Below are 11,733 nucleotides of genomic sequence, written 5' to 3' on the forward strand. Positions count from 1 at the left end.
TAGTAAGGGGAGGTGCCACAGGCGGTGGGGTTATTTTATGCGTCTTCATATTAAATTGATATTGCGACTTAAAATTTGACTAATATTTGACTAATATAAAACCCCTCTCCAACCTCTCCCCTTACTAAGGGGAGAGGCTTAATAAATATTAGGTTTGGCAGATAAAAAGTATAATTCTTAAGCGTTTTTAGTATAACTTAGCTTTGATGATTATGCGATAAGCAAATATTAATGCGTCAAGGTATATCGCACTTTCCCCAGATTTCTCTAAATGTTAAATATTACCGGGTTTCAGCCAGCCAAATAATTCCCCAATGGTAAGTTGAAAATCTCCCATAAAATCTGGAACGGAAAGTACTTGTTCTGGTTCTTGGAAGAATATTGGTTGTTTCCCATTCGGATAAGCGAGAACGGATTTTTCGTCTGGATCGACTAACCAACCCATCTCACAACCTGCATTTAGACAATGTAAGATGTTATTTGTAACTTTGGTTTGATTTTGGTCGGGCGAAAGAATTTCAATTGTCCAGTCGGGATATGATGTAAAAACATTCGCTATATCACCGTTTTCATCTAGGGGAATGCGATTGCAGGTAAACACAGAAACGTCGGGGATGATGGAGCGTCCAGAAAAGGTACAACGCAGTTCTGGAAATGCCCAAGCAATACGTTGAGGTTTTGTTCGTGCGTTAATTGTTGTGACAGATTCCCCTTGTAGTGTGCTGTGTTTTCCTTGTGGTATTGGCTTTTGGATGATTTGACCGTTAATATATTCGCTAGCTGGTTTGGTTTCGGGGAGTTGTAGGAATTCGTTTAGAGTTAATGGTTTTGTGGAAAGTTGAACCATAGTTTTGCTTTTAAGTCGAATATATTTATTTTCTCAAACTTTGGAGATTATGGGGGATTATTTGCCTCACGCAGAGTCGCAGAGTAGCAGAGAGTATGAGTTTTAACCCTGATTTCTCAGTACGTTACCCAAAGCCTGATAAAAACGCTTAGGTGATTTATCAAAATGATTTTACCTATATATACTGCGAACGGCTTAAAAGTTGACTAAATATAGAACCCCTCTCCAAACCTCTCCCCTTAGTAAGGGGAGAGGCTTAATAAATATTAGGTTTGGCAGATAAAAAGTATAATCCTTAACCGTTTTTAGTATAAGAGGACGTAGCTTGCTTCTCCGTTTCGGAGTACAACCGTTCTCCCCTACGATAAAATCATATTGACTGGTAATTTTTATTCTGGAAATCACCTTATTTATGCGATCGCACTGTTCCAAAACCTTATCTAACTAAAAATATCTGAAATATAGCCTCGGAAAATATAGTCACCTAGTACCCGTAATGTGGGAAACTTGGCGGTGAATCGTTGTAATTAGTTTGAGAATGAGTAATACAATTTCTGATATTTCCGTGAAAACAATCAATGGGCAAGATAAAGTACTCAGTGAGTATGCTGGAAAGGTACTTTTGATTGTTAATGTTGCGTCTTATTGTGGCTATACTGGTCAATATAGTGGATTGGAAAAGTTAAACCAAAAGTATAAGGATGCAGGTTTGCGGGTTTTGGGTTTTCCTTGTAATGATTTTGGAGCGCAAGAACCAGGAAGCAATGAGGAGATTGTCCAATTCTGCGATCGCAATTATGGTGTGACTTTTGATTTGTTTGATAAGGTTAGTGCTAAAGGTGGTGATAAACATCCACTTTATGCTAGGTTGACGAGTTCGGTTGAGCCAAAAGGTGATGTATCTTGGAATTTTGAGAAGTTTATCATTGCTAAAAATGGCGAAATTGTCGCACGTTTCAAAAGTGTAACAACACCAGATTCACCAGAATTAATTTCAATAATTGAACAAGAATTAGCAAAATAGTTATTAGATAGTTTTTTTTGGGGTAATGGGTAATTGTTATTCCCAATGCCCAATTCTCAATTCCTAACTCCCAACTCCTAACTCCTAACTCCCAAATCCTAATTCCCAATTTAAATTTATGAATGTTGCAATAATTGGTTGTGGTTATGTTGGTACTGCGGTTGCTAAATGTTGGCAGCAAAAAATGACTTTGATGATAACAGCGACTACTACAACACCGGAACGTGTTCTAGAATTACAAAATATTGCTCAAAAAGTGGTTGTTTTGCAAGGAAGCGATCGCAATGGTTTAGAGTCTGTTTTACATGGTCAAGATTGTGTTTTATTGAGTGTTGCACCAAATCGCGGTAGTTCCTATAAAGATACTTATTTACAAACTGCTGAAACTGTCGTTGAAGCAATCAAAAAATCTTCGATTAAACAACTTATATATACGAGTACTTGCTCTCTATACGGTGATAAGAAGGGTGTTTTAGTTGATGAAGAAACACCAACTGAACCGGAAAGTGAAAATCAAAGAATACTTAATCAAACTGAGCAAGTTTTACTGACAGAATTAAAAGATAAATTACATGTTTGTATTTTACGATTGGGTGGAATTTATGGTGTAAATCGCGAACTCGTAAAAATCTATAGTCGAATTGCCGGAAAAACCCGTCCAGGGGATGGTAGTGAAGCCGCAAACTGGATTCATTTAGATGATATTGTGGGAGCAATTGAGTTTGCTCGACATTATCATCTACAAGGTATTTATAATTTAGTTGATGATGCTAATTTATCCAGTCGTGAAATCATTGATAGTGTTTGCGAAGTCCATAATTTACCAAGGGTAACTTGGGATACTTCACAATCGAGCGATCGCTATTACAATGCTAGAATTTCTAACCAGAAAATTAAGGATGCTGGCTATAAGTTGATTCATCCACAAATGCTTTTTTAAGTTGATTTTTAAGCTTCATTTAGAGCTTAATTTCAAGTTTGATTTCAACCTTAAATTAAAACTTAATTTCCAACTTAATTCCAACTTGACATTATGATTACTCAAGATAAAGTTTCAAATCCAACTCAGTTCTATACTTGGGAAAAATATAACTGTTCCTACGAAGTTCAGAATCAAAATGGGAATAATACACCTTTGGTATTAATTCATCCTATTGGTGTTGGGTTATCAAGAAAATTTTGGATAAACTTTTGTAGTGAATGGGAAAAAGAAAGTAATTCGAGTCACGATTTAAACCCAATTTATAATCCTGATTTGTTGGGATGTGGTGATGGAGATATGCCTGTAATGGCTTATAATCCTGATTTCTGGGCAAAACAGTTAAAGTACTTTATTGAAAATATTGTTCAGAATAATGCTAAAAAATCTGTAATTTTAGTAGTACAAGGTGCTTTGTTTACTGTTGCGTTGGAATTAGTAAAAATAGCTCCAGATTTAGTCGAAAAAATTATCATTTCTGCTCCTCCTCCTTATAATTTGATTAACGAAAACAATCCAGAATGGAGGAAAAAATTAGCTTGGACAATTTTTAGTTCTCCATTTGGAAATTTATTTTATCGCTATGCACGTACAGAAAAATTTCTGCGTAATTTCTCAATTCGTAGACTATTTTATAGTAGTGAAGCAGTTGATTCCCAATGGTTAAATCCATTAATTTCAGGTTCGAGAAATATGGCAAGTCGTTACGCTGTATTCTCGTTTTTGGCTGGATTTTGGCGTAAAAATTATAGTGATGAAATAAAATCAATTCAACAACCCACATTAATTGTTTTAGGAGCAGCTACAACCAGCGTCAGCAAGCGAGGAATTACGAAAACAACTAATGAATGGTTAGCTGATTATTTAGGTGCTTTCCCGCAAAGTCAAGGGAAGATTATTTCGGGAAGAAATGTTTTACCCTATGAGTCAGCAGTTGAATTTGTAAGTGCAGTTAAGTCTTTTTTAGTTAATAGTTAGGGTTTAATTCTAACTCTTATTTCCTACTCCCTGATTCAAATAATAATGCCAAAGAATACGTGTTGCGATCGCACGAAATGGTCGCCATTTTTCAGCAATTATTTCAAGCTCTTTTGGTGTCGTGCGTGTAGGTAAATTCTTGAGTTTTTGATATGCAATAATTACTCCCAAATCGCCCTTTGGAAAAGCATCTGGACGCTGTAAAGACATCATTAAATAAATATCTATAGTCCATTCCCCAATCCCTTTAATTTTGATTAATTCTTGTCTCAAAATTGCTTCATCTGTTCGTTCCAATTCATCTAAATTTAATTCCCTATTGGTGATTGCATTTGCTAAATTGCGAATATATAAAATTTTCTGACGACTTAAACCTACTGCTTGTAATTGTGCATCATCAAACTTGAGAAAATTTTCTGGTGATAGGGGTATTATTAAACTTTGTAAACGGTTGTAGATAGAATTTGCTGCTGCTACTGAGACTTGCTGTCCTAAAATTATACGTACTAGTCCAATAAAACCTTTTTCCCGTTCCCAATTTGGTGGATAACCGTGTGTTTCAATAATATATGCTAAATCTTCATCGCATTTCGTCAGTTCTTGAATTGCTTGTGCGATCGCTATTTCTGTGAGGGGTTGATTTGGTGTTAGCATGTCGTATTTATATTCCATTTTTTAACTAGTTTTCATTTAATTTTTTACTAAAAAAACCTCTGAATAAATCATTAGTAATTGCCGTACCAAGTAAAATTAAACTACAACCGAATATCATTGATTCTGTAATTTCTTCTTCAAGGAAAATCTTACCCCAAATCATTGCAAAAACTGGTATTAAATAGTTGAATTATGTCTATTATTTGCATTCTTTTCTTTCTGTTTCCAAAAGTTTCTTTTTTCTTTCTAATCCCCATTCATATCCACCTAAACTTCCATCGCTTCGCAAAACACGATGACAGGGAACAACTAATGCGACTGGATTTGCACCACAAGCAGTTCCGACTGCACGTACTGCATTTGCTGTACCAATTTCACGGGCAATTTCTGCGTAAGTGCGGGTTTCTCCATAGGGAATTTTTTGTAATGCTTGCCAAACTTGGATTTGAAATGCGGTTCCCTGAATATCTAATGGTAAATCTAAATGGGGTTCACTTCCGACTATAAAATTAAGAATTGCTTGTACCCAATCTCGATATATTAAGTCATCACGGTGAATATTTGCTTGGTGAAATTCTCGATATAAAAGATGTTCTAATTCTTCTATATTATCGCCCAATTTTATAGAGCAAATTCCTTTTTCAGTTATTCCTACAAGTAAATATCCTAATGTAGATAGTTCTATTGTGTAGGTAATATTAATACCCTTCCCAGCTTGCTGATATTTTTTAGGTGTCATTCCTAACTGTGTGGCAGATTTTTCATATAAATTACTACTCGAATTGTATCCTGATTCATACAATGAATTCGCGACATTTGTACCAGATTTTAAATTAGTTTTAAGTCGCTTTATTCGCTGTGCTTCAATATATTGATGTGGTGTGACACCAACAATTCGTTTGAAAGTGCGTTGTAAATGATAGAGACTTAAATCAAATTTTTGTGCCAAATCTTCTAGTGTTGGAGGATTATCTAATTGTATTGCGATCGCATCACATATTTGTTGGATTAATTCGAGATGTGGTTCTGCTATAATTTGATTTGGACGACAGCGTAAACAAGCACGAAAACCCAATTTTTCCGCAGTTTCGCAGTTAGGAAAAAATCTGACATTTTTTCGATGTGGTTTCCGAGAAGGGCAAGATGGACGACAATAGATTTTGGTAGAAATAACACCGTAAATAAATAAGCAATCGCATTTAAAATCCTTTTCTAAAACAGCTTGCCAATATTCATCTTCATGCATATCATTATCTCCGTAATCTCTTCTCTCTCATTGATATTAACCAATTGGATTTAGCAAAATCTATCTGTTTCTTGCGATTGATATTTAGTGATATGCCAGAATTCTAGAATTCAGGATTAAAGTACTCAGAAGTAGAAAAGCTTTGTACATGGCTTTCGCTTTGATAGACTATACAGAGGTAGCTCAACCCTCATAATTACTTGCATATTCCAGTACTCTTTCCCAACCCCATCTCCATGCAGTTTCGACTAACATTTCTTTGCCATTGGTAAATTTGATATATTCTCTACCTTCATCAATAAAAACATCAGCAACCAACTGATTTCTCACATCATTCCCCCAGATTTTTGCTGCCCCATCCCACCATTTTTGCCCTTGAGATTTTAATCCTTCAATATTCAGAAAATTATCATCCCATTCCCTTGGTTTCCATTGTTCGATTAAAGCTCGAAACAAGATTTGATTAGGTACAATTTCTTTTTTGTGTTCGTGCAACCACAAGCTATAGCTAATCGCTGCTCTCAAAGCGTCTTCAAGTCCAAAAATACAATTTTCTAGAGCATCTTGAATATGATTATTTGCAAAGTTGACACCAATAGCTATCAAAGCAGGTTCGTATTTTTTAAATATTTCGTATTCTATAGAATCTTTATCCCATAACACGCTCAATTATCCTCCTTTTCACAAAATATAGTACTATAGTGTTTCCTAGTCTACTGAAGTACAAATTTATCTACGTCTATCCGCGTTCATCTTCTTCTATCTGCGGTTAGTTTTTGTTAATGTACCTCACAAACATAGGAATTGCTATATAAACGAAGCAAGAACTCAGAAATAAAAAATCAGAATATAAACTGAAAAAAGCAAAGCACCATTATTTCTTTATGAAACATAATCAAAGATATATTTCAAGACATGCAGTACATAGAAATATAGTATCCTTGTTTAAATACTCTGCTTATTCAATTCATCAGAAACCGGAAGCAAGCTTATTGATGCTACGGGATTTATTTATAGGATATTCTCAATTCCAACTTCTGCATTCTTTTTAATCTCCATCTATTTTGACATATAGAGGAAAAAGCTTGAAGCAGTCAGGAAGAAAGTTTATTATTGAGGATTGCGATCGCAATAGTTGATTTCAGTCACAAATTGATAAAATAAGATAAATTCACAGGTATATTCTCTTGATTTGGCATGACTTAAGTCGAAAATTAAAGCTAAAATTAGTTATATTTTTATTGCTAGTATTCACAGCAGTATTTGTGGTATTCCAACTTTCCCCAAAACAACCACAGCTAGTAAAAATTGAAAGCAATTACGCAATACATATCCGTCAGAATTTTAATCAACCGACTTTTTATCCCGTTACAAAAATTCCCCCGGAAAATCTTTATAAACCTGTTGCTAAGTGGATAGGGAGATTAATCTTACCAACAAACCAACAATTACAAGATGGCTTAGATTGGGTATGGATGGAAGTACAATCTGCTCCAGCAACAGCAGAAGATTTGGTGGGGAAAATTGTACGTTTGGAATGGCAAAAAAATCAAGATTTGCTTACTTACATTCAAGCTGTAACAAGAGATGTAAACTTTACTCCTGAAGTTATTAGAAGTCAAAAAGAAGGAATTATTCACCCATTTAGACTTAATGGGATTCGTCAAGTAGGGGTTTTACGTTCTTTAGCTGGTGCAAATCCAAATGATGATGTAATTGTTGCTTTAGATGCAAATACAATAATTACTAAAAGTGAAGAAAAATCTATTTTAAAAGTTGACCATGAACCTGTTATCATAACTGGTAGATTTTATAGTTTAGTCAAAATCATTAAACCAACTGAACCTAATCTTAAATCAAATCCAAAAACTATTTTACCTCCAAAACAAAAGCATTATCACGACTACTTTTTGGTAAAACATTACAACCTAAATTCCCATAACTTTGATGGAATTGAAGAAACAATTCGCATTCCCCAACAAGTAACAGATACACGAAATTTTGCCCCTTCAACTACCCTGGAAATCGAAAAATCACCCGCAGGTAAAGAGGGATGGTATATTTACGGAGCTAATGATGTAAATAATGTATTTGTGGTTCAAGCGATCGCACCTTATTCCCTCTTCCAAATTAAACCCAATCAAACCATCACAGGTGAAGAATTAGGACTGAATTACATTAAAAAAATCAATTGGCAAAATACGGAAGCAAAGAAAGGTAATTTAAATACAGTATTCATCAACCCAGTCAAAAGCAAAAAATTCCCATCTTCAGAAAATCAATATACATCCACATGGCAAAAAGGCGATAAAGCAATCCTACTACACTTATTCGGTGGCATTGGTGGAAAAAAAGCCGAACCCTTAGGAGTCGTGGAAACCATTACCGGACATTTTGCCTTTGGAACCGCAGAAGTTATTGAAGACGAATTTACGAACAAATTACGCTTCGATATCAAATATCATCAAATTTATGCCCATAACCTCGATGGAATCATTGCCGGAACCCATACATGGGCAGATTTCATAGGTAACTTACAACACGGATGGTTATCAACACGTCCAGTATCCGATATTCTGATTAAATATGAACCCGTAACCCAAGATTATGACTTTGATGGGGTCAAAATTTCACCATTAAATCAGTTTCAGCAAAAATTAGGGATTGCGATCGCGCGTTATCGAATTGGAGATGGTACTGGTGGAGCAGTGGTATCACCTGCTACCTCTTGTGTGCAGGATTCGAGTCAAGCACTGTATGCAACCATACTAGCAATTAAAACCCAAGTCGCTAAAAATCCGCAAATTCAAACTTGGTTAAAGGCAAATCCAAACCATCCGCAGACATCCCGCTTTCAGCAGCTAATCGAATTAGGTAAATCTTTAGAAAAACAACTAGTACCCTTAGGAATAGTCCGTGCTGATTGGCAGAGTCAAGCTGATATACTGGCAGGTACAGAATCATTTAAAGATAGTAGCATTTGGGCAGGTTTGACAACATGGCAAACAATAATGCCAAGACAAGTACATGATAATATTGCCACGATATTCTTGAAACATGGTGCAACTATGCAGATTTTACGAACCAATCAAGTAGGTGGTTGGCAACCTGATATTACACCCCTTGCACCAACATTATTTTTTGGACAAATTAAGATTCCCTTTACCGATATTTCACCACTTTCAATTCTTCTTAATCGGGTTTTAGCATCATTAGCAATTATCACATTCCCAGATTGGTTAGTTATTATTTCGACACTAGTAATTTATAGCCTTATTGCCATACCCTTAGGCTTTAAATTTGGGTTTTTACATCTACAAATTTGGTCTGAAAATTGGATTAATAAATGCTTATTAATTTTGCGTTGCTTATTTTTGCCTGCAATTATTGAAGAATTGTTTTTTCGAGTTTTACTACTTCCCCATCCCAATGAAATTACAAACTGGTTTAAATGGAGTTTGTGGGCATTTTTTACTATATTGCTATTTGTGATTTATCATCCATTGAATGCTAAATATTTTTATAAAGCTGGATTTCCCACGTTTTTTAATTGGGTTTTTCTTAGTTTAGCTGCATTATTAGGAATTGCCTGTACAATTGCCTACGTGTTGACAGGTTCTTTCTTGGTAGTGGTTTCAATTCACTGGGTTGTAGTGGTATTTTGGTTAATTTTTCTTGGGGGAATTGGGAAATTATCGGAATTATGATTAAGCAAAATATGAAGCGACACACTTACTTCTGGGGAGAAAGCTACTTAGAGAATGGAAAGAAATAAATTATCCCAAGCAATTATAGGGGCAAACGGTTGTTTGCCCTGATTGGTATTGCATTCAAACGAAAAATATTATTTTCTGTCTGTTCCCTTACTTAACTGCATATCTCAACATAATTATTTAAAAAAAATGCTTTGAGAACAACAGATCAAATTTTTATTTGATTGTAAATTATTCTGTTACATAGTAAGCACTATATCCATAAGCCATAGTTTCACGCATTGATTCAACAGGTTTTAGTCCACGGTTGAATGTTTTTGCGAAAGGAATTTTAATTCCTTTAATGGTTTCTGGGATGAGTGCATATTCGTTGGTAGCTTCAACAATATATTGGGGACATTTTGCTTTCATTCCCGCTTCTGCCATCATTTCATCAATTTCTGCTCCGGTAAATTGTCGGAGATAAATATCATTTGTATTTTTAAAATTCAAACGACGTATCCAGTTGTGAATAATGTGAGAAGGACAGAGTTTATTGTGGAAAGAATGATTGAAAATAAACATTCCACCGGGTTTGAGAACGCGAGACATTTCTGCCATTAATTTCCGCAATTGCATTTCTGGAATGTGCATGAATACACAATTTGATATCAATAAATCGATAGAATTATCTTCCAAAGGTAACAATTCAGCCGAATTACAAATAACATTAAATTCTGCACCTGGGAAAAAATCATACATCTGTTTGAACTTAAGCAAACGATGCAACAAAGGTTCAGAAATATCTAAACCATAATATTTTTTGCAGTTGATATTTCTTCCTTTAGAAAGATATATGGGAATACGTCCATAACCACAACCAATTTCTAAAATACTACCGACTTCTGTATTTTTTGGTAACTTATCCCAAGTAGATGAAGGTCTTCCTGTCAACAAAGAATAATCTTTTGTAACAGCCGTACCACTACTCGCTTGTTCGACTTTTTGGGAATTGTAATAGGTTTCACCTATTTTATCCCAAAGTTGTTTATGTTCAGTACTATTTAAATTTTGATAATCTTTAGGTAAGTAAACACCATCCTGAAGTTTATAATCACTCAGACTGGGTTTCATGCTAACTACTTTACTCATTGGAAGTATCACTTAAACGCAATATTAATTGTTGTTATTTTAGTTATATAGTCGCAGTAATAGGAACTGCAATTGTTGTTTCCGCTGATTTATTTAACTGTTCATCATAATTTATCAGTATTTCTGCTTACAATATATCAAGTTATTCATGATTTTTCTGTCGATTACCCTAACTCCATAATTATTTAACTAAGAGATAATCCCCTGTTTCAAATTATAGTGAGTCGCCTGAATACTGTACGATGAATCGAAAGATATTTTTATTACCCCTAATTATTGCTCCTATCCGGAAAGTAGCATTTTATTTCCGAAATTGGGTAATATTAAGGTGTAATAGACATTAATATTGGACATTCCCAGGAGTTACTTATGACTGGTTTGCTTATTTTTGTTGTTATCACTGTCATTGTTATCGCAGGTTTCTCACTTAGCAAAGCTTTGAAGCGTCAAAAAGTCCAAGCACGTCGAAATGCTCGTTATAGTGATTACCAACACGAAGATTGTGATATTAATGTAGATTATCCAAATAATAGCTATGAAGTTAGTAGTGCTTCAGAGATGAACGATAGCAGCGATAATTCTATTAATTACTCAGACTCGAATAATACCTACGACTATAACAGCAGTACAAACGAGCCTAGCGGTAATTCTTACGAATCTAATAATTATAATTCCAATGCTTGTGAATCAAGTAGCAATTACGAATCTAATAATAGTTATAGTAGTAATGATTCCGGCAGTAGTTCTAGTTATGATTCTGGGAGTAGTAGCTGCGATTCCGGTAGTAGTTACAGTAGTTATGATTAAATCAAAATCATCATATTTAAATTTTTCAGAGTGGGCAAAATGCTCACTCTATTTTTTATGTTTTGGACAGAACTAAATAATCTGGAAGTGCTATGGAACTGTTATATTTGGATAAAGATATTTACGGATTAGGTATATTTCCTCATCAAGTTATTTCTCTGCAAATCTTGATTCGAGAAATTCCTATCGATTTACAATTTCAATATATATTTATTAAATTGGATAAATCCTCTAAAATGACCATCAAACTTAGGTTTCCTGGTTTGATGTCAATCAAATAGTGATTATAAAGTATTGGCAAGCTAAACTATATACAATGATAATTAATGAATTGAATACATCTAGTAGATATAC

The 11,733-nt window shown here is 34.6% G+C and carries 12 protein-coding genes; 6 read left to right on the forward strand and 6 right to left on the reverse strand.

The genetic code is table 11. From position 1 onward, the window contains the following. Positions 1 to 274 precede the first annotated feature (274 nt). Positions 275 to 847: a Uma2 family endonuclease gene (locus tag CK510_RS17785; protein WP_095722977.1), complete on the reverse strand. Its 573-nt coding sequence runs from the start codon at positions 845 to 847 to the stop codon at positions 275 to 277. A 538-nt stretch (positions 848 to 1,385) separates the two neighbouring features. Here CK510_RS17785 and CK510_RS17790 point away from each other — a divergent pair. The 3 genes from CK510_RS17790 (at position 1,386) to CK510_RS17800 (ending at position 3,828) form a co-directional block, all read left to right on the forward strand. Continuing rightward, positions 1,386 to 1,871: a glutathione peroxidase gene (locus tag CK510_RS17790; protein ID WP_095722978.1), complete on the forward strand. Its 486-nt coding sequence runs from the start codon at positions 1,386 to 1,388 to the stop codon at positions 1,869 to 1,871. 118 nt (positions 1,872 to 1,989) lie between these two features. Beyond that, complete coding sequence (locus tag CK510_RS17795) at positions 1,990 to 2,811, forward strand: NAD-dependent epimerase/dehydratase family protein (RefSeq protein ID WP_095722979.1); 822 nt, start codon at positions 1,990 to 1,992, stop codon at positions 2,809 to 2,811. 93 nt (positions 2,812 to 2,904) lie between these two features. Next, positions 2,905 to 3,828, forward strand: coding sequence for an alpha/beta fold hydrolase (locus CK510_RS17800; RefSeq protein WP_095722980.1), 924 nt, complete (start codon positions 2,905 to 2,907; stop codon positions 3,826 to 3,828). A gap of 9 nt (positions 3,829 to 3,837) precedes the next feature. On the opposite strand, the gene CK510_RS17805 is transcribed toward CK510_RS17800, so the two are convergent. The 4 genes from CK510_RS17805 to CK510_RS17820 all read right to left on the reverse strand — a co-directional run bounded on the left by CK510_RS17805 (position 3,838) and on the right by CK510_RS17820 (position 6,391). After that, positions 3,838 to 4,500 carry a DNA-3-methyladenine glycosylase family protein gene (locus CK510_RS17805; RefSeq protein WP_245912197.1) on the reverse strand — a complete coding sequence of 221 codons (663 nt, stop codon included), beginning with the start codon at positions 4,498 to 4,500 and terminating at the stop codon, positions 3,838 to 3,840. A 7-nt stretch (positions 4,501 to 4,507) separates the two neighbouring features. Beyond that, positions 4,508 to 4,660 (reverse strand): hypothetical protein, encoded by a 153-nt coding sequence (locus CK510_RS34025; RefSeq protein WP_281257052.1) that lies wholly within the window; start codon positions 4,658 to 4,660, stop codon positions 4,508 to 4,510. A gap of 21 nt (positions 4,661 to 4,681) precedes the next feature. Continuing rightward, positions 4,682 to 5,728: a bifunctional DNA-binding transcriptional regulator/O6-methylguanine-DNA methyltransferase Ada gene (gene ada, locus CK510_RS17815; protein ID WP_095722982.1), complete on the reverse strand. Its 1,047-nt coding sequence runs from the start codon at positions 5,726 to 5,728 to the stop codon at positions 4,682 to 4,684. 183 nt (positions 5,729 to 5,911) lie between these two features. Beyond that, complete coding sequence (locus CK510_RS17820; RefSeq protein ID WP_095722983.1) at positions 5,912 to 6,391, reverse strand: hypothetical protein; 480 nt, start codon at positions 6,389 to 6,391, stop codon at positions 5,912 to 5,914. Positions 6,392 to 6,915: 524 nt separating this feature from the next. Between CK510_RS17820 and CK510_RS17825 the strand changes: the two genes are divergently transcribed. Then, positions 6,916 to 9,435 (forward strand): CPBP family glutamic-type intramembrane protease, encoded by a 2,520-nt coding sequence (locus tag CK510_RS17825; protein WP_095722984.1) that lies wholly within the window; start codon positions 6,916 to 6,918, stop codon positions 9,433 to 9,435. Between the two features lie 237 nt (positions 9,436 to 9,672). On the opposite strand, the gene CK510_RS17830 is transcribed toward CK510_RS17825, so the two are convergent. After that, a complete protein-coding gene (locus CK510_RS17830; protein WP_095722985.1) occupies positions 9,673 to 10,572 on the reverse strand; it encodes a class I SAM-dependent methyltransferase in 900 nt (299 codons plus the stop codon). A gap of 369 nt (positions 10,573 to 10,941) precedes the next feature. Here CK510_RS17830 and CK510_RS17835 point away from each other — a divergent pair, with 369 nt between their 5' ends. Both CK510_RS17835 and CK510_RS17840 read left to right on the forward strand, forming a co-directional pair. After that, positions 10,942 to 11,379, forward strand: a complete 438-nt coding sequence (locus tag CK510_RS17835) for a hypothetical protein (protein ID WP_095722986.1) — start codon at positions 10,942 to 10,944, stop codon at positions 11,377 to 11,379. Positions 11,380 to 11,471: 92 nt separating this feature from the next. Beyond that, positions 11,472 to 11,660, forward strand: a complete 189-nt coding sequence (locus tag CK510_RS17840) for a hypothetical protein (protein WP_095722987.1) — start codon at positions 11,472 to 11,474, stop codon at positions 11,658 to 11,660. Positions 11,661 to 11,733: the final 73 nt, after the last annotated feature.

This window comes from Brunnivagina elsteri CCALA 953 (assembly GCF_002289455.1).
Taxonomy (GTDB): domain Bacteria; phylum Cyanobacteriota; class Cyanobacteriia; order Cyanobacteriales; family Nostocaceae; genus Brunnivagina; species Brunnivagina elsteri.